Here is an 18,746-nt window from a genome sequence, read left to right as displayed (position 1 = left end):
GATGACAACTGGCGAACAGAGATGGGCAGCGGGGCTCTACAGGGATTACCAGATCGCCGGGCTCTTCTGTGACGACACCCTGTTCGCCAGCTTCTCATGTTTCGAGCAGGCCCTCATCAACGGCCTTGCCAAGACGGGGTTGGTCGCACCGGCAGATGCGGCGGATCTCGCCCGGCAGATCGCCGCTTTCAAGCCCGATGGCGCGGCAATCGCTGAGGCCAGTATGCGCGACGGCGTACCTGTGCCGGAATATGTCCGTCAGTTGCGAGCGCATGTCACCGGTCCGGCAAAACCGATGCTGCATCATGGCGCCACCAGCCAGGACCTGATCGACACGGCCACCATCCAGGCGTTGGCTTCGGTCAATGCCATTCTCTCGGATCGGCTGGAAACACTGCTGGCCCTGCTGTCCGGGCTTTCGGCGCGCGATGGTGAGAACCAGCTTCAGGCAATCACCCGGATGCAACCCGCTGTCGGATTTCATGCTTCCGACCGGATTGCCGCATGGCGTCACACTGTGCAAGCCTTGCGCGACCGTCTGCCCGCACTCAAGGAACAGACAAAGATCCTTCAGTTCGGCGGTGCGGTCGGCGATCTTCAGGCGCTGGGCGAAAACGCGGACATCGTAGCCCGCTCCATCGCGCAGGAACTGGGCCTGCGCTGGCCCGGCCACAGCTGGCATTCCGCACGCGGCCCCGTGCTCGCCCAGGCCAACTGGATGTCGGAGCTCACCGGGACACTCGGCAAGATCGGCCAGGATGTGGCGCTGATGGCATTGCGCGGCAATGAGGATATCCGCATGTCGGGCGGCGGCTCGTCATCTGCCATGCCGCACAAGCAAAATCCGGTGACCGCCGAACGCCTGATCACACTGGCGCGCTTCAACGCCACGCTTGTCTCCGGCATGCATCAGGCGCAGGTCCACGAACTCGAACGCTCGGGCGCTGCCTGGATGCTGGAATGGATGATCCTGCCGCAAATGTGCGAGACCGCCGGCACCAGCCTGTCAGCCGCCAACGCGCTCATCCAGTCGATTGAAAGCATGGGAAAATCCGCATGAAGACGCTGTCCACTCAAATCTGCATCATCGGCGCAGGTCCGTCCGGCCTGCTGCTCGGCCAGCTGTTGCACGACGCCGGGATCGAGACCCTGATTCTTGAGCGGTCCAGCCTTGATCATGTGCTCTCGCGGGTGCGCGCCGGGGTGCTTGAGCAAGGCACCGTACATTTGCTGGAGACGGCCGGCGCCGGCGCGCGCATGCACGCCGAAGGCCTGCCGCACGACGGCTTTTCCATTACATGCGAAAACGACACGCATCGCATCGACCTCGCCAAATTGACCGGCGGCAAGAACGTCATGGTCTACGGCCAGACCGAGGTGACCCGGGATCTCGTCGATCGTCGCAGGGAAACCGGCGGCGTCAGCAAATACGAGGTCGAAGACGTCGAGCTGCATGATTTTGACAGCGACACGCCATACGTCACCTGCCGCATCGAGGGCGAGGATGTCCGGATCAATTGCCGCTTCATTGCCGGCTGCGACGGCTTTCACGGCGCAAGCCGCCGCTCGGTTCCCGAAGGGGCCATTCGGACCTTCGAAAAGGTCTACCCGTTCGGCTGGCTCGGCATCCTCGCCGATGTTCCCCCCGTCAGCCACGAACTGATCTACGCCAGCCATTCGCGCGGTTTCGCGCTGTGTTCGATGCGCTCGAATACCCGCAGCCGCTATTACATCCAGTGCAACGCCGGGGACAGCATCGAGGCCTGGTCGGACGACCAGTTCTGGGCCGAATTGCGCCGCCGGTTGCCACCGGAAACGGCCGAGGCCATGGTCACCGGGCCGTCTTTCGAGAAATCGATCGCGCCTTTGCGCTCGTTCGTCGCCGAGCCGATGCGCTTCGGCAGCCTGTTTCTCGTTGGCGACGCTGCACACATCGTGCCGCCGACGGGTGCCAAGGGCCTCAATCTCGCGGCCTCCGATGTGCATTACTTGTTCGAAGGGCTGCGCGGCCATTTCCTCGAACGCGACACCGCCCTGCTCGATGCCTATTCGTCTCGGGCGCTGACAAGGGTCTGGAGAGCGGTTCGGTTCTCCTGGTGGATGACCACAATGTTGCACCGTTTCCCCGAGCAGGCGCCGTTCGAAGCCCGCATTCTGGAAACCGAACTCGCCTATACGCTCGACTCCGAAGCGATGAAAACCGCCCTGGCCGAAAACTATATCGGCCTGCCTTACTGACGCCGGTTTTCACACGTCTGTTCAGCTTGCATTCAGCAGACTCTGGCAATGATGCCCGCATTATTGTCGCTCAAGCCGCAGGTTGACCACATGACGACCAACTCCCGCTTCCGCCCCGCAGCAGCATTCCTGGCCGCCGCATTGATGACTGCCGCACCGATCTCGGCGTCGCCGGTTCTTGCCGACCAGTATCGCGGACAGCACACGGTTCTGGTAACCGTCGATGGCGAGTTGATGCGCAACATCCCCGAAGCCGGTTCGGTTCGCATCATCCTCGACAACCAGGGCCGCAGGTTGCTGGTCGACAACTGGAACCAGGTGATCGGCTTCGAGATCCCTGCCTGGCAGTACTACGAACAAAATGGCGGCGAACCCCGCGGCGCCGGACGCAGGATTGAGCGCCGCATCGACCCGTCAGGCTTCCCCGAACCGCCGGCACCACGGGAACAGGTCTCCCGGGACACATTTCCCGATACGCCGCGCGCCCGCATAGAGCGCCGCGATCTCAATCCGACGACCGGAACCGTGCCGACCCGGCCGAAAATCATCGAGGTGCCTGACCTCGAAGAGCCCGTTCAACCGCGCGCCGAAACCCCGGCACAGACCGAAAAGAAAGCCCCGGCGGTTGCCAAGACCTCGTCCCTTTCCAAGGCCCAGGTGTCCGCACTTCAGGTCTATCTCGACCGCAACGGCATTTCACCCGGCGTTATTGATGGCCGCATGGGCTCCAACGTGGCCAAGGCGCTTGATGCCTGGTTTGAAGCCACCGGCGAGCGGCTCGACCCCGCCGACACGGATCTGATCGTCAGCCGGCTGGCGGCAGAAGGCGGATTGGCCTTCACCACCTATACCATCACTGCAGAAGACGCCGCCGGCCCCTTTATCGCGTCGGTTCCCGCCGATTACGCCGAGAAAGCGCTATTGGAACGTCTGGCCTACACATCGACGTCAGAGATGCTCGCCGAACGTTTCCACATGGATGAAGCCTATCTCAAGGCGCTCAATCCCGGCGTTGATTTCACCCTGCCCGGAGTACAGATCAAGGTGGTGGCAACCGGAGAGAAGAAGACCGGTTCGGTCACCAGCATCGTCGCCGACAAGGCCCGCAAGCAGGTTCGCGCCTATGATGCGGCAGGCAAGCTGATCGCCGCCTACCCCGCCACCATCGGTTCGAGCGACACCCCCTCGCCCTCCGGTGAAGTCACCATCGAACGGGTGGCGCACAATCCCGGCTACACCTATAATCCGAAGATCAATTTCAAGCAGGGCGACAACGACAGGATCCTGCAGGTTCCACCTGGACCAAACGGCCCGGTCGGCACGATCTGGATCGCCCTGTCCAAACCGACCTACGGCATCCACGGGACACCGGAACCCTCGACCATCGGCAAGACCCAGAGCCACGGCTGTGTGCGCCTGACCAACTGGGATGCGGAAGAACTCGCCGGCATGGTGACGCCCGGCGTTACCGTCAGCTTTATCGAGTAAGGCTCAGTATCCACAAGAACCGAATATTCGCACCCTCTTGAATGCAAGAAAAATCACGCCGGTGCAGCAAATATCGGAATCTATATCTCAGGAAACCCGCCATGCCCCGCGACAGAAAGACTTCTGTCAGTCACGGCCACGTCAGGCATGGCAGGAGTTTCAGCTGACATTGGTCACGAACACAGGCAACACGACCACCTGAATGCGCTTTGCCGCTGCGACAGAAAATATGCGCATTCACTTGAATGCATTAAAAACCAAAGACCTCAAGCGCTCGCCGGAATCAGAATGGCAAGAAACGGGCAATTTGGGATATTGCAACCTCAAGCCGATCGAAGCGCCATTCAGCGGTGCTGATCCACAAGGATCGGATTGCCGTCCGGATCCGTGATCATGAAGCTCGCAGGTCCGGTGCCGCCCTCGTCAGCCTCCGCCTTGAACTCCACACCGTTGGCTTTCAACTGCTTCTGCAATTCCCGGACATCGGTAAATTCCTCGAGCGGCTCGGCCTTCTCCCGCCAGCCCGGATTGAAGGTCAGCATGTTCTTCTCAAACATGCCTTCAAACAGGCCGATCACGCAGCCGCCATTGTGCAGGATCAGCCAGCCCTGCGCCGCATCCCCGCCAAAGGCCTGAAATCCGAGTTTTTCGTAAAACGCTCTCGATACCGCCAGATTCTTGACGGCAAGACTGAGTGAGAATGCACCAAGCTCCATTGCATTGTTCCTTCTCGAGATCTGCAATCGGTATTTGCTTGGACAAATTGTAGACGCATGACGGGCTTCAGGAAACAGGATTGATCGATCCGGTTCACACGGCTGCCAACGCGGTTCTCAAAGCGGGCGAGCTATTCCGGCAGCGTCTCGAGCCATGACCTGATCAGCCCGGCGACCAGATCCGGCTTCTGGTGGCAAATCCAGTGATCGGCGCCGGCCACATGCTCGACCGTCAGATCGGCCGCATACTCGCCCAGCCCCTCAATGCATTCTGGCAGCAGGGCGGTGTCGTCATCGCCCCAGATCAACAGATGCGGGCACTGCACCTGAAGCCTGGCTTTCTGAAACACCGGAACATCATTTAGCGGCTCACCCGGCAGGGCCACCTGCAGCGGCGAGGCACGGTACCAGTTGATCATCGCCTGCAGCCGGCCGGGGCGGGACCATTCGGCCTTGTACTGGCGGAGCCGTTCCCCTGTCAGCCAGCCCAGATCCATGTTCGCGGAAAACAGTTTCATCAGCCCTTCGAAATCACCCGCGGAGAGCTTGTCTTCGGAGCCTTCGGCGCGAAGGAAGCGTATGTATTGAGAGGCGCTGGTCTGCGCGCCGCCGGCTGCCAGCTCACGCTGAAACGGCACAGGGTGCACACCGTTGATGATGATGAGCCGCGACACCATGTCCGGACGGAACATCGCCAGCCCGTAGGCAACCGCCGCACCCCAGTCATGCCCGACAACCGTGACCTTTTGGCCCATCGCGCCGACCAGTGCCGCCATGTCCCCGACCAGTTCGCGCATCTCGTAGGCTTCAACCTCGAGCGGAGCCCAGCTCTGGCCGAACCCGCGTTGATCGGGCGCAATGCACTGATAGTCTCCCGCAAGCCGCTCCGCGACCTCGCTCCATGCCGCGCTGTACTCGGGAAATCCGTGCAGAAACAGCAGCACCGGCGCATCCGCCTTGCCCCACTCGAGATAGTGAAAGGGGTGCCCATTCAAATCGACGAAACGGGGGCATGCAACCGACATCACTTCTCCTGACCGTTGCTCGGGGCAAGCACAAGCTACAGACATGCAGACAGTCTGCAAAGACCGCCTGTCTTACCGCACGCGATCCCGGACTGCCGCCCTAGCTCAGCGTCCGCCGCACCGCGTCGCGCCAGCCTTTCAGCTTGGCGTTGCGGGTCTTGTCGTCCATCTCCGGCTTGAACTGCTTGTCGAGCTTCCAGGCCTTGGCGAAGGCCTTCTGCTTGGGCCAGACGCCCGCCCTCTGGCCCGCGAGCCAGGCCGCACCCAGCGCCGTGGTCTCGAGGATCACCGGCCGGTCGACCGGTGCGTCGAGAATGTCGGCCAGCCGCTGCATGGTCCAGTCCGATGCCACCATGCCGCCGTCAACCCGCAGCACGGTATCGGCCTCCGACCTCTTCCAGTCCTTGTGCATCGCATCGAGCAGGTCGCGCGTCTGGTAGCAGACCGCCTCCAGCGCCGCGCGGGCAAATTCCGCCGGGCCCGTATTGCGTGTCATGCCATAGATAGCCCCACGCGCCTCTGCATCCCAGTGCGGTGCGCCCAGCCCTGTGAATGCAGGCACCAGGTAAACCTCCTGGTTGGGGTCGGCTTCAGCCGCCAGATCGCCGCTGTGCTCGGCCTTCTTGATCACCTTGATGCCGTCGCGCAACCACTGCACCGCAGCTCCCGCAATGAAGATCGAGCCTTCCAGCGCATAGGTGACCTTGCCGTCGAGCCGGTAGGCGACGGTGGTCAACAGCCGGTTCTTCGACCGCACCATGTCCTCACCGGTGTTGAGCAGCGCGAAACATCCGGTTCCATAGGTCGATTTCAGCATGCCCGGCTCGAAACAGGCCTGACCGATGGTTGCCGCCTGCTGGTCTCCCGCCACGCCGAGGATCGGAATTTCGGCCCCGAACAGCGACTTGTCGGCAACGCCGAAATCCGCAGCACAATCCTTCACTTCCGGCAGCATCCTGGCCGGGATCCGCAATATCTTCAGCAGCTCCTCGTCCCACTCCTGAGTGCCGATATTGAACATCAGCGTGCGCGACGCATTGGTCGCGTCGGTGACGAAAGACTTGCCGCCGGTCAGTCGCCAGATCAGGAATGTGTCGATGGTGCCGAAACACAGTTCGCCACGCGCTGCCCGCGCCCGCGTCCCCTTCACGTTGGCCAGCATCCACGACAGTTTCGTGCCGGAGAAATACGGATCAAGCAGCAGCCCGGTCTTGCGGGTAAAGGTCTTTTCCAGATCCTGCCGCTTGAGCTTTTCGCAGTAAGACGCAGTCCGGCGGTCCTGCCAGACGATCGCGTTGTGGATCGGCTTTCCGGTTTCGCGGTCCCACACCACCACGGTCTCGCGCTGGTTGGTGATGCCGATCGCTGAGATGTCAGTGGCCTCGACGTCGGCCTTTTTCAAAGCCTGCCGGACCGACCAGACAACCGTTTTCCAGATTTCCTCCGGATCGTGTTCAACCCAGCCCGATTGCGGATAGATCTGCGTGAATTCCTTCTGACCCACGCCGGCGATGCGCATGTCACCGTCAAACACAATGGCGCGGCTCGATGTCGTGCCCTGATCGATCGCGAGAATATATCCGCTCATGACGTCCTCCCATATTGGCCGCATTTGACCCGGATTCGCCCGTTGCGCAAACCCTTGCCGCTGGCGGTGCAGAACCTATGCCGCGCGTTTTTGAGCCATATAGTCCTCGAGCGCGGCCACCTGCTCCTTGTCGAGACGAATTCCCCGCTTCGTCCGCCGCCAGATCACGTCCGACGCTTCCATCGCCCATTCATGCGCAATCAGGTAATCCACTTCCAGCGCATAAAGACCATAGCCGAAATGCTGCCCGAGATCCTCGCGTGTTTTGGCATCGCCAAGCAGCACCCACGCCTTCGTGCCATATTGGCGGACATACCGTCGGCCCTGCTGCGGATCCAGCAGCGGATAGTCTGCCAGCAATTTCGCAACCAGGGCATCAAACCCGTCAGCAGGGAAATCACCGCCCGGCAATGCCGCCCGGTGCGTCCAGGGCGCGGCCTTCCTGCCAATCCGGGCCTCGATCAGCTCCAGCATCGATTCCGCAAGCCTGCGGTAGGTGGTTATCTTGCCGCCGAAAATGTTGAGCAGCGGCGCCCCCTCAACCGGATCCGGCTTGAGCACATAGTCGCGCGTGGCCTCCTGCGCCGCCGACGCGCCGTCATCATAAAGCGGCCGTACACCGGAATAGCTCCAGACGATGGAGGAACGCTCGACCGGCTTGGCGAAATACTCGCTTGCCGCGGCACACAGGTAATCGATTTCGGCATCGGTGATCGCAACGTCTTTCGGATCGCCGGTGTAATCCTGATCCGTGGTGCCGATCAGGGTAAAATCCTCCTCGTAAGGCAGCGCGAAGATGATCCGCCCGTCGCCGTTCTGGAAGATGTAGGCCCGGTCATGATCATGCAGTTTCGGCACCACGATGTGGCTGCCCTGCACCAGCCGCACATTGTGCGCGTCCTTGCGCCCGACGACGCCGGACAGGATACGGTCCACCCACGGTCCGCCCGCGTTGACGATCAGCCGGGCCTTGATCGTTTCCTGTGTGCCGGTTGTCCGGTCGGCAATCGTCACCTCCCAGATCCCGTCCTTGCGCTGCGCCGAAATCACTTCGGTGCGGGTCCGGATCACTGCACCCCGGTCCGCCGCATCCCGCGCATTCAGAACCACAAGGCGCGCATCATTGACCCAGCAGTCGGAATACTCGAAGCCTTTCGAGAACAGCGGCTTGAGCGGCTTGCCCACCGGCGACGTCTTCAGATCCACTGTCTTGGTGCCCGGCAACAGCTTGCGCGTGCCGATATGGTCGTAGAGGAACAGGCCGAGCCTGAGCAGCCATGCCGGCCGCATGTCGGTGTGATGCGGCAGCACGAACCTGAGCGGCCAGATGATATGCGGCGCATTGGCCAGGAGCACTTCACGTTCGCTCAGCGCTTCCCGCACCAGCCGGAACTCGTAATATTCGAGATAGCGGAAGCCGCCATGGATGAGCTTTGAGGACCATGAGGAGGTTCCCGAAGCCAGATCGTTCATTTCAGCCAGGAACACCGAATAGCCGCGCCCGATGGCGTCGCGGGCGATACCACATCCGTTGATACCCCCGCCAATGACGAAAACGTCGTAGAGCTTTTCATCCGTCATTGGCATCCCCTGTCGCGCGCATCTTGTCTGAATTTTCTAATTCGAAACAATAGCGAATGTCAAAAGAAAACAAACGAAAGTGAAACAACGCGCCACAGGCCAAATTTGGGATACTTCAGAACATCGCTTCCGCGATGAACAGCCAGATGCCGGTCGATGCCGCGGCCATCGCCGTGCCAATGGTCATCGAGGTCGAGGCAAGCCGTTGCCCCGTTCCCAGCCGATTGGCGATCAGCCAGGAGTTGACCCCGGCCGGCAGGGACGCCGCCGCGATCGCAACCTTGGCCTGCAGTTCCGGCAGACCAAGCAGCAACGCCATGCCGAGCGCCACCGCAGGCATCAAAAACAGCTTCAGAGACACCAGCGCCAACGCCTGGCTCACCTGTCCGCGGATGCCATAACCGCGCAGCGAGACCCCCATGGCAAACAGTGCCAGCGGCCCCGCGACACCGGCCAGCGTGGCAATCACCCGGTCCGCGACACCGGGAATATCGAGGCCGGAAAGCCGGACCGCCAGTCCACAGAGAATACCGATGATCAGCGGATTGGAGACAAGCTGGCGCAAGAAACCGGACACGAGCGCAACAGCCGTTTTCGGCGCGCCCCCGGCACCGTCCCGCTTCAGCGCCCATTCGAACAGAATAATCGAGGCCCCCATCATGATCGGCAGGTGGATCGACACGATCTGCGACAAGAGCGCCAGACCGGGCTCGCCATAGATGCCCGAGATGAACGGAATGCCCAGAAGCACCAGGTTGGAAAACCCCGCCGTCACCCCGGCGACAACGCCAGACCGCGCATCACGCCCGAAGCCCGACCGGATGATCCCGTGCGCCGAACTCCAGGTCACGAAAACCGACGCAAAATAGGTCGCCCACAACGCCCACGGCGCACCATGATCGAAACTCGCCGTGGCAATCGTGCGAAACAGCAAGAGCGGCACGGCGATGGTGAACACGAAATCCGAAAGCCCGTCCCCCGTAGTGGGCTTGAGCACCCGGAACGCTGCCGTCCCGTAACCGATGGCAATCAGCGTGAAGACGACAAGAATGGTTTCAGCAAAGGGAGGCAAGATGGCGGACTCACTTGAAGATCGGGACCGCATAGGTGTTAACCTCCACGGCGCGGGACTGCAAAACCTTTCACCAAAGCTTGAAGCGGCCTTGCGTTGCCGCTAGGGCTTTTTCACCACCGACACAGGACAAATCCCGCCATGCCTGCTTTTTCCCGTTTCACCGCTCTTGCCCAATCCCTGCCGCCCACCGTGCCGTTTGTCGGACCGGAAACCCAGGAGCGTGCGCGTGGCGCAGCCTTCGTTGCCCGGATCGGCGCCAACGAGAACGGCTTCGGCCCGGCGCCCTCGGTGATCGAGGCGATTGCCCGCGAAGCGCCGCTGAGCTGGCGATACGCCGATCCGGAGAACCATGATCTGCGCATGGCGCTTGGCGCGCATCTTGAACTCGCGCCCGAACGGGTGGTCGTGGGCGAAGGTATTGACGGGCTGTTGGGCCTGATCGTCCGATTGATCGTCGAACCGGGCACCGCGGTCGTTACCTCGCTTGGCGCGTACCCGACCTTCAATTTCCATGTCGCGGGCTTTGGCGGCAGGCTGGTAACCGTGCCTTACCGTGATGACCATGAGGATCTCGACGCGTTGCTCGACGCGGTACGCCGCGAGAACGCGTCCCTGGTCTACCTCTCCAACCCCGACAACCCGATGGGCACCTGGCATTCGGCTGACGCGGTGACCGAATTCGCCCGGGCCCTGCCCGAAACCACTATGCTGGTGCTCGACGAGGCCTATGGCGAAACCGCACCCGCCGCAGCCCTCCCCCCTGTCACCGATCTGGCGGACATGCCCAACGTGCTCCGCTTCCGCACCTTTTCGAAAGCTTACGGACTGGCCGGCCAGCGCGTTGGCTATGTTTTTGGTGTGGAGCAAACAGTGTCGATGTTTCACCGGGTGCGAAACCATTTCGGCGTCAACCGTCTCGGCCAGGCGGCAGCACTTGCCGCACTGAAGGACCGGCACTGGCTGGCCCATATCCTTGCCGAGGTTGAGAAATCGCGCGAGCGGCTCGCGGCAATCGCGCAAGCCCACGGTTTTACCCCGATCCCCTCGGCCACCAATTTCGTCACCATCGATTGCGGTCGCGATGCGGGTTACGCCAAGGCCATTCTCGACGGCCTGGTCAGCCGCGGTGTCTTCATCCGCATGCCCGGCGTAGCCCCGCTCAATCGCTGCATTCGCATCTCGACCGGACCAGACGCGGAAATCAGCCTGTTCGAGACCGCGCTGGCGGAAGTCGTTGCAGAACTCGACTGAGCCCGCAGGCAGCAAGCAAAACAAAAGGCCGCGAACGACCGGTTATGGTCAATCGCGGCCTATATGAAAGCCTCTCCGTCTTGTCCGGAGTTATGGCCCCCGCCTCGTTCCCCTCGAGGTAAGGTCTTCGGGATTGCGGCATCTGGCAATCCAAACGGACGCCCTGCCCCGCAATGGCCTTTTCGGCCCAATGCCGGGGTCAAAACCCCGATCAATGCCCCGATCAATGCATGGTCATCCATTCGCGTGCTGCACGCAGCGCCGCTGCAAGTTCGGCCTTGCTCATGCTTTCGGCCAGTTCGGCGCGCAGTGTAGCGGCCCGGTCCGAGCCCTTGATGGCTGCAATGTTGAGCCACTTGTGCGCGGCGATGTAATCGACTTCGCATTCGCGTCCGGTCGCATACATCAGACCCATTTCGCAGAAAACGTCGGCCTTGGCTTCGCCGCCGATGATTGCCTGATCCTGATCGTGAATTTCGTAACGTGCCATTGTTTCAGTCCCTGTAATTACGTTTGTTTCGTTGTCCCTGTCAGCTCCTGAGAAGCCGTCTCAATGATGCTTGCGTCCGGTTTGGCCCGGCGCTGTCTTGTTGGATTGGAGTGTGCCGTTATCGACTAAAAAGCGAGTTAAATTGCATGCTTAACTGGAAACGAACAAAGTCCAAACGCTTGGTAAATTTGCGATTTTGTTAAACATCGAAGCCGTTGCGTTCCGGTCAGAGTGACCGGATTCGGCGTTTTGCGCCGCGGCAAAAAAGTTACGGACGGCTAACCAAACATGCATCGCATTTTCTGCAAATCCGAACGATGCATGAAATGAACGAGCAGAATCCGCCCCCAGAACAACCGCTTTGGAAGCCGCTCTGCCGCCTCGAAATGCCAGTTTACGTTTACGTAAATGCGAGCTAAGTAAGAAATGCGCTGGAGGAAGCGCGTTTATCCTTGGGAGGAACACAATGATCCGCAATTTGATTGCAGCTGGCGCGCTTGTCGCCGCCATGACTGCTCCGGCGCTTGCAGATGCCATCGAAGGCAACTGGAAAACACAGAGTGGCGAAACCGCGGCGATCTCGTCGTGCGGCGGCTCTTACTGCGTACAGTTGAAAACCGGCAAGCATGCCGGCAAACGCATCGGCAAGCTGAAAGCCGATGGCAGTGGCTATTCCGGCAAGATCACCGATCCGGCAAACGACAAGACCTATTCCGGCTCGGCCACCATTTCCGGCAAGAACATGAAGATGAAAGGCTGCGTGCTGGGCATTTTGTGCCGGTCGCAAAACTGGACCAAGATGTAATCCGCGTATCTGCCACGCAGACATTGAAGAGACCCGCGCAGGCATCCCCGCGCGGGTCTTTCTCTATCCGGGTCTTTCTGCGGCAATGCGCCTATTGGGCTTTCTGGCCGAACAGCACTTTCTGCGCATCCTTGTCGTCCGCCAGGTTCCTGCGGTACTCGATGCCGATGCTGCATCCCTTCTCCACTGCCGGCCTTGCCATCAGCGTGTCGAACCAGCGCTTGAGATTGGGAAAATCCGCAAGCTCCTGGCCCTGGTTCTTGTAAGGCCTGACCCAGCCAATGGCCGCCATGTCGGCAATCGAATAGTCCCCGGCCAGGAACGCCCGGTCGGCAAGCCGCCTGTCCATCACACCGTAAAGCCGGTTGACCTCGTTGGTGTAGCGCTCGATCGCATAGGGAACCTGTTCGGGTGCATACTGGCGGAAATGGTGCGCCTGCCCGGCCATCGGCCCCAGCCCGCCCATCTGCCAGAACAGCCATTGCTCAACTTCGGTGCGCGCCCGCTCGTCCGACGGATAGAACCTGGCGAACTTGCGACCGAGATATTGCAGGATGGCGCCAGATTCAAATACCGAAATCGGCTCTCCACCCGGACCTTCGGGATCGATGATCGCCGGCATCCGGTTGTTGGGAGCAATCGCCAGGAAGGCAGGCTCGAACTGCTCGCCCTTGCCGATATTGATATATTTCACCTCGTAGGGAACACCCAGTTCCTCAAGCATGATCGTGATTTTCCAGCCATTGGGTGTCGGCCAGTAGTATAGTTCGATTGGTTTGGTCTGGCTGGTCATCGTCATTCCCTCGCTTGCCTGCCTGCTTGCGGCCCGGTCGCCCGCACCGCCAACACTCTAGCATTCTCAAACCGCACATCTACGGCATCGTTCCAATTTGGCCATTGGAATACGGCAAGCGGAATTCGCTGCAAGGACCGCTGTGAACGTGGTCTGACAGGCGCGGCGCGTCTCGACAGGTACGCCCCCATAGGCAGCTTTGAGAAATTTGCGGCAGGGCCAGCGCAGAACCGGCTTAAGAATTCACCTGGATCTGGCTTTCGCAGGCCTCGTCATTGATGACGAAGCAATTTCGTCCCCTGCGCTTGGCCAGGTAAAGCGCCTCATCGGCTTGAGAAAGGACAGCTTCCCGTGTGGTCGTCACATGCTTTGGCTTCAGCGCCACACCCACACTGATGGTGACGATATCCATGCCGTCATTGCGGCCCGGATGGGGAATTTGCAGCGCCTGAATGGCCGTGACCACGCTGCTCGCCAGCCGGCGGGCCTGCATTTCCTCGGCGTCCCTGACCGCGAGGGTAAATTCCTCACCGCCAAAGCGGGCACAAAACAGGTCCGGTTGCGAGAATGCCTTGCTGAAAGCATCGGCGATCACCCTGAGGCACTCGTCACCCGCGGGATGCCCCAGCGTGTCGTTGAACAGTTTGAAATGATCGATGTCGATCATCATCACAACTGCCGAACGGCTATCGACAACCCACTCGTCAAGTTGCTCGTCCAGAAACCTCCGGTTCGGCAACCCGGTGAGCGCGTCGGTTTTCGACAGCACCTGGAATTGCTTCTCCGAGGTTTCCGCAGCTTCTGCCCGCAGGACAGCCTCAAGCGAGACACAGTAATCCAGGCATCTCCGGCGTTCGAAGAGATAGTTTGAATAAAGGCACAAAATGGCGACGGTCGTGAACTGGAAACTGAAGGCCGTCTTCAGGTTCGGCTCAATCACGGAACTCGTCACAATGGCCACGACCGAGAAAACAAGCGAAACCAGCGTATAGAAAAACGCGTGCTTGAATCGAAGCGCGATCAGTACATTCCCGAAGATGATGCAAATCAGCACATCAATATTCATATACGAGATGTACGCGTACTGAGAATCGTAAACCATGTAAATCGGGAGGATTGTAGCGAGAACAACCCCACCGAACACGAGCATTTCGCGCGTCTTGTAATCCAAGACAGAGACATACTTATGGAAATAGACAGCGAACGGAACGATGACGAAAAGCAAGACCGGCAGCACAATGAGGTAACTGTCGGGATACAGAATGATTTTCGATATTCCATGCAGGATATAGAGAAGAATGCCAAAATTGACCGCATCACGCAATTGCGCGACCCGTTCCATGCCGTGCTCAGCCTCATACCGCTCTTCGGTGTAGCGATCGAACCTGAGCAGCCGATCAAGTGTCGGCCGGTGAAGTTGGTCGCCTGTGCTGCTCTCAGAATGCCGTCGCATTTCCCGCGCCTTTAAATTAGCATGGCCGAATATGAATGGCGCGACTTTAAAATGTCATAAAACCTGACATCACGGCCGCCTATTTGGCCGTTACAATGACCAATTGGTAAAGAATTCGCGCCGCTTTCATCCGGAAAATGCGCCATTCCCGCCTCGCCGGCGACATGCCAGCCATCCTTCCCCGTGCTGCGGTTAATCTCTTTGAACGCCAGATGAACGCCCACCTCAGGTGCCGTTCAGCCGGCAAATGCGAATGTTGATCCCACAAGAAGGGAACAAGACGCATGAGCACCATTGCACGACGCTTCATCATCATCTGCCTGGTCTTTCTGATCTTTGCGCTGCTGATGGCTGCCGCCGTCGCCAATAACGAGCGTCGCCGGCATGGCTGGCACAACGGCGTCATCGACGCCTGCGTTTTTCACCCCGACCTGAACTGCACCGCTTCGCGCTGAGACCGGCTTCAAAGGATTGATTTCATGAGTATCCGTATCCAACATTCCATCACCACCCTGCTGCGCATGACCGCTCTCGTCAGCTTTCTGGTGGGCCCGGTCGGCGCCTTTGCCTACGCCCAGACCGGCGACAAGGGTCCAGGCCTGTCAGGGGCCGGATATGTTCTCTATGTCAGCCTGAAGCGGAACAGCAACTAAGCTCGGCGCGGGGCCGGATCAGGCGGACAGCACAGGCTGTGGCGATACCCACCCATCCGGCTAAAAGTCCTTTCGGCACTGATCGTCTTTTCCTTGCAATATTTTCTCGTATATAACGATGCATGAACCAGCGAATCTCTTCACACACCACCAACGGCTTCATTTCACCCGATCCGGTCGAACCGCAGGAATATTCCGATGCGGCAAGTGCGGTTGCGGCTCTTGAAGCCATTTATGATCGCAACACTCGCTTTTTGTGCGAGGCCTTCCAGGGCCTTGCCACCGAGAAACCTGCAGGCCGCTATCGCGCCTTCTATCCGCAGATCAGCCTCGAGACGACATCCTTCGGCAAGGTCGATTCACGGCTGTCTTACGGCCACGTTGTCTCGCCGGGCCGCTACGCTGCAACCATCACCCGGCCAGCGCTGTTCCGCAGCTATCTGACCACGCAGTTCGAATTGCTGCTGCGCAATCATGGCGGCTCGCTGACGATCTCGGAATCCGAAACGCCGATCCCGCTGCATTTTGCCTTTGGCGAAGGCGCTTACGTCGAGGCGGCAGTGGCTGAAAAGCTCGACATGCCGTTGCGCGACCTGTTCGACACGCCGGACCTTGCCACCACCGACGATGAAATCGTCAACGGGCTCTATGAACCCGGTCCCGGGGAATTGCTGCCGCTGGCGCCGTTCAAGGCCCAGCGCATCGACTATTCGCTGGCGCGCCTGTCGCACTACACCGCGACGGCGCCGGACCATTTCCAGAATTTCGTGCTGTTTACCAACTACCAGTTCTACATCGACGAATTCTGCGAACATGCCCGCTCACTGATGGCCGAAGGCGATCATGATTACGAGTTCTTCGTCGAGCCCGGCAATCTGATCACGCCGGCTGGAGAGGGCAGCCCCACCGAAGGGGTTGCCCCGCCGCGGCTGCCGCAGATGCCCGCCTATCATCTCAAGCGCAAGAACCATGGCGGCATAACCATGGTCAATATCGGCGTCGGCCCGTCCAACGCCAAGACCATCACCGACCACATCGCCGTTCTTCGCCCGCATGCCTGGCTGATGCTGGGACACTGCGCAGGCCTGCGCAACAGCCAGAACCTCGGCGACTACGTGCTCGCCCACGCCTATGTGCGCGAGGACCATGTGCTTGATGACGACCTGCCTGCCTGGGTGCCGATCCCGGCGCTGGCCGAGGTGCAGGTCGCCGTCCAGGAGGCTGTCGCCGAAGTCACCGGGCTCGATGGCTACGATCTCAAGCGCATCATGCGCACCGGCACCGTCGCCACCATCGACAACCGCAACTGGGAACTGCGCGATCAGCGCGGCCCGGTGCAGCGGCTGTCGCAGTCACGCGCGATTGCACTGGACATGGAATCGGCCACCATCGCGGCCAACGGCTTCCGCTTCCGCGTGCCCTACGGCACCCTGCTCTGCGTCTCCGACAAGCCGCTGCACGGCGAACTCAAGCTGCCCGGCATGGCGTCAGCCTTCTACAAGACGCAAGTCAACCAGCACCTTCAGATCGGGCTGCTGGCGATGCAGAAACTCGCCGCCATGCCACCCGAACGGCTGCATTCACGCAAGCTCAGAAGCTTCTTCGAAACCGCGTTTCAGTAGCGCACGCAAAAAAGAGGCGGGATGATCAAATCCCGCCTTTTTGCTGTTTTGTCAGGATGGCGGCGCGGCTTGCTGAATACACGCCCCGCGCCAAATCCCCTTACATGTTGGTATACACCGGTCCCTCGCCGCCCTGGGGCGGAACCCAGTTGATGTTCTGGTTCGGATCCTTGATGTCGCAGGTCTTGCAGTGCACGCAGTTCTGCGCGTTGATCACGAAGGTTGGTTCACCGTCGGTTTCCACCCATTCATAGACGCCCGCGGGGCAATAGCGGTTGGATGGGCCGCCATAGACTTCGAGTTCCGAGCTCTTCTGCAGCGCAGGATCCTTGAGCTGGAGGTGTACCGGCTGGTCTTCCTCATGGTTGGTGTTGGACAAGAACACCGAGGACAACCGGTCGAAGGTCAGCACACCATCCGGCTTCGGGTAGTCGATCTTGTTGTGCTGTGAAGCCGGTTCAAGGGCTGCGTAGTCAGGCTTGCCGTGGCTCATCGTGCCAAAGGGCGAGATACCGAACAGCGTATTGAGCCACATGTCGAGGCCGCCCAGGGCCACGCCGCCGATGGTTCCAAGCTTCGACCACAGTGGCTTGACGTTGCGCACCTTTTTTAGGTCCTTGCCGATTTCCGATGTGCGCCATTCCGCGTCATAGCCATCCAGCGTATCCTGGGCACGGCCGGCGGCGATGGCTTCGGCGGCATGTTCCGCCGCCATCATTCCCGACAGCACTGCATTGTGAGATCCCTTGATGCGGGCGACGTTGACGAAACCGGCCGAGCAACCGATCAGCGCGCCGCCCGGGAAAACGAGCTTGGGCACTGACTGCCAGCCGCCTTCCGAAATGGCGCGCGCACCGTAACCGAGCCGCTTGGCGCCCTCGAACACAGGAGCAATCGCCGAATGGGTCTTGAAACGCTGGAATTCTTCAAACGGTGAGAGCCAGGGGTTCTTGTAATTGAGGTGAACGACAAAGCCGACCGCCACCTGGTTGTCCTCGAGGTGGTAGAGGAACGAGCCGCCGCCGGTTTTCAGATCCAGCGGCCAGCCGAACGAATGCTGCACCAGCCCCGGCTTGTGGTGCTCAGGCTTGACCTGCCAGAGCTCCTTCAGGCCGATACCGTATTTCTGCGGCTCACGATCCTCGTCCAGCTTGAATTTCGAAATCAGCTGCTTGGCCAGCGAGCCGCGCACACCTTCGCCGATGAGCACATATTTGCCCAGAAGCGCCATGCCGCGGGCATAGTTCGGGCCGGGCTCGCCGTTGCGCTCCACGCCCATGTCGCCAGTCGCCACACCGATCACGGCGCCGTTTTCGTCGGTCAGGACTTCAGTGGCAGCGAACCCCGGATAGATTTCCACGCCCAGCGCCTCGGCGCGATCGCCAAGCCACTTGGTCACATTGGACAGCGAGACGATGTAGTTGCCGTGATTGTTCATCAGCGGCGGCATCAGGAAGTTGGGCAGCCTGATCGATCCGGCCGGCCCAAGCACGAGGAAATGGTCCGACTTGACCGGTGTCTTGAACGGATGGTCAGGATCGTCGCGCCAATCGGGAATGAGCTTGTCGATGCCGATCGGGTCAACCACCGCACCGGAGAGAATGTGCGCGCCGACTTCGCCGCCCTTTTCCAGCACGACAACCGTCAGCTCGGGATTGACCTGCTTGAGCCGGATCGCGGCCGAAAGGCCAGCGGGCCCCGCCCCCACGATCACAACATCGAATTCCATGCTCTCGCGCTCGGGAAGCTCATTCACATCAGTCATCGGACGTCCTCACCTCTTTGATCCGGCGACGCCCTGGCGAGGCAGACGCACAAATACAATTCAACATCAGGACCGGTGTTTCGAGCTGGAAGCTCGGGCAGATCCGCCCGCTCTCCGGACACACCGGCTGGCCTCGCGGCCGTTACATCCTGTTTGGCAAATGACGCGCATGAAGTCGAGCCGGGATGCGACAGGATTTGCAT

Annotated in this window: 17 protein-coding genes; 8 read left to right on the top strand and 9 right to left on the bottom strand. The window is 60.3% G+C overall.

Features of this window, described 5'->3' with window-relative positions; all coding sequences use genetic code 11:
- The first annotated feature begins 1 nt into the window (after position 1).
- From WNY80_RS00490 to WNY80_RS00480, 3 genes are all read left to right on the top strand, one after another.
- On the top strand, positions 2-1,060 hold the full coding sequence (locus WNY80_RS00490) for a 3-carboxy-cis,cis-muconate cycloisomerase (protein ID WP_342885379.1): 1,059 nt from the start codon (positions 2-4) through the stop codon (positions 1,058-1,060).
- Between the two features lie 5 nt (positions 1,061-1,065).
- Positions 1,066-2,238 carry a 4-hydroxybenzoate 3-monooxygenase gene (gene pobA / locus WNY80_RS00485; protein WP_342886273.1) on the top strand — a complete coding sequence of 391 codons (1,173 nt, stop codon included), beginning with the start codon at positions 1,066-1,068 and terminating at the stop codon, positions 2,236-2,238.
- 90 nt (positions 2,239-2,328) lie between these two features.
- On the top strand, positions 2,329-3,726 hold the full coding sequence (locus tag WNY80_RS00480) for a L,D-transpeptidase family protein (RefSeq protein ID WP_342885378.1): 1,398 nt from the start codon (positions 2,329-2,331) through the stop codon (positions 3,724-3,726).
- Between the two features lie 344 nt (positions 3,727-4,070).
- Here WNY80_RS00480 and WNY80_RS00475 read toward each other — a convergent pair whose 3' ends face one another.
- The 5 genes from WNY80_RS00475 to WNY80_RS00455 all read right to left on the bottom strand — a co-directional run bounded on the left by WNY80_RS00475 (position 4,071) and on the right by WNY80_RS00455 (position 9,708).
- Positions 4,071-4,442, bottom strand: coding sequence for a VOC family protein (locus tag WNY80_RS00475; RefSeq protein ID WP_342885377.1), 372 nt, complete (start codon positions 4,440-4,442; stop codon positions 4,071-4,073).
- Positions 4,443-4,573: 131 nt separating this feature from the next.
- A complete protein-coding gene (locus tag WNY80_RS00470; protein ID WP_342885376.1) occupies positions 4,574-5,467 on the bottom strand; it encodes an alpha/beta hydrolase in 894 nt (297 codons plus the stop codon).
- Between the two features lie 100 nt (positions 5,468-5,567).
- Entirely contained in the window at positions 5,568-7,055 is a 1,488-nt protein-coding gene (gene glpK, locus WNY80_RS00465; protein ID WP_342885375.1) for a glycerol kinase GlpK, read from the bottom strand.
- A gap of 75 nt (positions 7,056-7,130) precedes the next feature.
- Positions 7,131-8,636, bottom strand: coding sequence for a glycerol-3-phosphate dehydrogenase (gene glpD / locus WNY80_RS00460; protein WP_342885374.1), 1,506 nt, complete (start codon positions 8,634-8,636; stop codon positions 7,131-7,133).
- A 115-nt stretch (positions 8,637-8,751) separates the two neighbouring features.
- Positions 8,752-9,708, bottom strand: a complete 957-nt coding sequence (locus WNY80_RS00455) for an AEC family transporter (RefSeq protein WP_342885373.1) — start codon at positions 9,706-9,708, stop codon at positions 8,752-8,754.
- A 141-nt stretch (positions 9,709-9,849) separates the two neighbouring features.
- Between WNY80_RS00455 and WNY80_RS00450 the strand changes: the two genes are divergently transcribed.
- On the top strand, positions 9,850-10,962 hold the full coding sequence (locus tag WNY80_RS00450) for a pyridoxal phosphate-dependent aminotransferase (RefSeq protein WP_342885372.1): 1,113 nt from the start codon (positions 9,850-9,852) through the stop codon (positions 10,960-10,962).
- A 223-nt stretch (positions 10,963-11,185) separates the two neighbouring features.
- On the opposite strand, the gene WNY80_RS00445 is transcribed toward WNY80_RS00450, so the two are convergent.
- On the bottom strand, positions 11,186-11,452 hold the full coding sequence (locus WNY80_RS00445) for a sel1 repeat family protein (RefSeq protein ID WP_342885371.1): 267 nt from the start codon (positions 11,450-11,452) through the stop codon (positions 11,186-11,188).
- Positions 11,453-11,918: 466 nt separating this feature from the next.
- Between WNY80_RS00445 and WNY80_RS00440 the strand changes: the two genes are divergently transcribed.
- Positions 11,919-12,257 carry a DUF2147 domain-containing protein gene (locus WNY80_RS00440; RefSeq protein ID WP_342885370.1) on the top strand — a complete coding sequence of 113 codons (339 nt, stop codon included), beginning with the start codon at positions 11,919-11,921 and terminating at the stop codon, positions 12,255-12,257.
- A gap of 91 nt (positions 12,258-12,348) precedes the next feature.
- Here the strand turns inward: WNY80_RS00440 and WNY80_RS00435 are convergent, their stop codons facing one another.
- Positions 12,349-13,050 carry a glutathione S-transferase family protein gene (locus WNY80_RS00435; protein ID WP_342885369.1) on the bottom strand — a complete coding sequence of 234 codons (702 nt, stop codon included), beginning with the start codon at positions 13,048-13,050 and terminating at the stop codon, positions 12,349-12,351.
- Between the two features lie 235 nt (positions 13,051-13,285).
- Positions 13,286-14,503, bottom strand: coding sequence for a diguanylate cyclase (locus WNY80_RS00430; protein ID WP_342885368.1), 1,218 nt, complete (start codon positions 14,501-14,503; stop codon positions 13,286-13,288).
- A 284-nt stretch (positions 14,504-14,787) separates the two neighbouring features.
- On the opposite strand from WNY80_RS00430, the gene WNY80_RS00425 reads away from it, so the two are divergent.
- The 3 genes from WNY80_RS00425 (at position 14,788) to WNY80_RS00415 (ending at position 16,778) form a co-directional block, all read left to right on the top strand.
- A complete protein-coding gene (locus WNY80_RS00425; protein WP_342885367.1) occupies positions 14,788-14,958 on the top strand; it encodes a hypothetical protein in 171 nt (56 codons plus the stop codon).
- 24 nt (positions 14,959-14,982) lie between these two features.
- On the top strand, positions 14,983-15,156 hold the full coding sequence (locus WNY80_RS00420; RefSeq protein ID WP_342885366.1) for a hypothetical protein: 174 nt from the start codon (positions 14,983-14,985) through the stop codon (positions 15,154-15,156).
- A gap of 122 nt (positions 15,157-15,278) precedes the next feature.
- A complete protein-coding gene (locus tag WNY80_RS00415; protein WP_342885365.1) occupies positions 15,279-16,778 on the top strand; it encodes an AMP nucleosidase in 1,500 nt (499 codons plus the stop codon).
- 100 nt (positions 16,779-16,878) lie between these two features.
- Here the strand turns inward: WNY80_RS00415 and WNY80_RS00410 are convergent, their stop codons facing one another.
- On the bottom strand, positions 16,879-18,543 hold the full coding sequence (locus WNY80_RS00410) for an electron transfer flavoprotein-ubiquinone oxidoreductase (RefSeq protein ID WP_342885364.1): 1,665 nt from the start codon (positions 18,541-18,543) through the stop codon (positions 16,879-16,881).
- Between the last annotated feature and the right edge of the window lie 203 nt (positions 18,544-18,746).

It is taken from the genome of Hoeflea sp. AS16 (assembly GCF_038900095.1).
In the GTDB taxonomy this organism is placed as follows: domain Bacteria; phylum Pseudomonadota; class Alphaproteobacteria; order Rhizobiales; family Rhizobiaceae; genus Hoeflea.
This window is presented reverse-complemented; position numbering and strand designations above follow the sequence as displayed.

Bases quoted from the DNA above. Each gene is read 5' to 3' on its own strand.
- WNY80_RS00490 (WP_342885379.1), top strand. From the start codon at position 2: ATGACAACTGGCGAACAGAGATGGGCAGCGGGGCTCTACAGGGATTAC.
- WNY80_RS00480 (WP_342885378.1), top strand. From the start codon at position 2,329: ATGACGACCAACTCCCGCTTCCGCCCCGCAGCAGCATTCCTGGCCGCC.
- WNY80_RS00475 (WP_342885377.1), bottom strand. From the start codon at position 4,442: ATGGAGCTTGGTGCATTCTCACTCAGTCTTGCCGTCAAGAATCTGGCG.
- WNY80_RS00470 (WP_342885376.1), bottom strand. From the start codon at position 5,467: ATGTCGGTTGCATGCCCCCGTTTCGTCGATTTGAATGGGCACCCCTTT.
- glpK (WP_342885375.1), bottom strand. From the start codon at position 7,055: ATGAGCGGATATATTCTCGCGATCGATCAGGGCACGACATCGAGCCGC.
- glpD (WP_342885374.1), bottom strand. From the start codon at position 8,636: ATGACGGATGAAAAGCTCTACGACGTTTTCGTCATTGGCGGGGGTATC.
- WNY80_RS00450 (WP_342885372.1), top strand. From the start codon at position 9,850: ATGCCTGCTTTTTCCCGTTTCACCGCTCTTGCCCAATCCCTGCCGCCC.
- WNY80_RS00445 (WP_342885371.1), bottom strand. From the start codon at position 11,452: ATGGCACGTTACGAAATTCACGATCAGGATCAGGCAATCATCGGCGGC.
- WNY80_RS00440 (WP_342885370.1), top strand. From the start codon at position 11,919: ATGATCCGCAATTTGATTGCAGCTGGCGCGCTTGTCGCCGCCATGACT.
- WNY80_RS00435 (WP_342885369.1), bottom strand. From the start codon at position 13,050: ATGACCAGCCAGACCAAACCAATCGAACTATACTACTGGCCGACACCC.
- WNY80_RS00430 (WP_342885368.1), bottom strand. From the start codon at position 14,503: ATGCGACGGCATTCTGAGAGCAGCACAGGCGACCAACTTCACCGGCCG.
- WNY80_RS00425 (WP_342885367.1), top strand. From the start codon at position 14,788: ATGAGCACCATTGCACGACGCTTCATCATCATCTGCCTGGTCTTTCTG.
- WNY80_RS00420 (WP_342885366.1), top strand. From the start codon at position 14,983: ATGAGTATCCGTATCCAACATTCCATCACCACCCTGCTGCGCATGACC.
- WNY80_RS00415 (WP_342885365.1), top strand. From the start codon at position 15,279: ATGAACCAGCGAATCTCTTCACACACCACCAACGGCTTCATTTCACCC.
- WNY80_RS00410 (WP_342885364.1), bottom strand. From the start codon at position 18,543: ATGACTGATGTGAATGAGCTTCCCGAGCGCGAGAGCATGGAATTCGAT.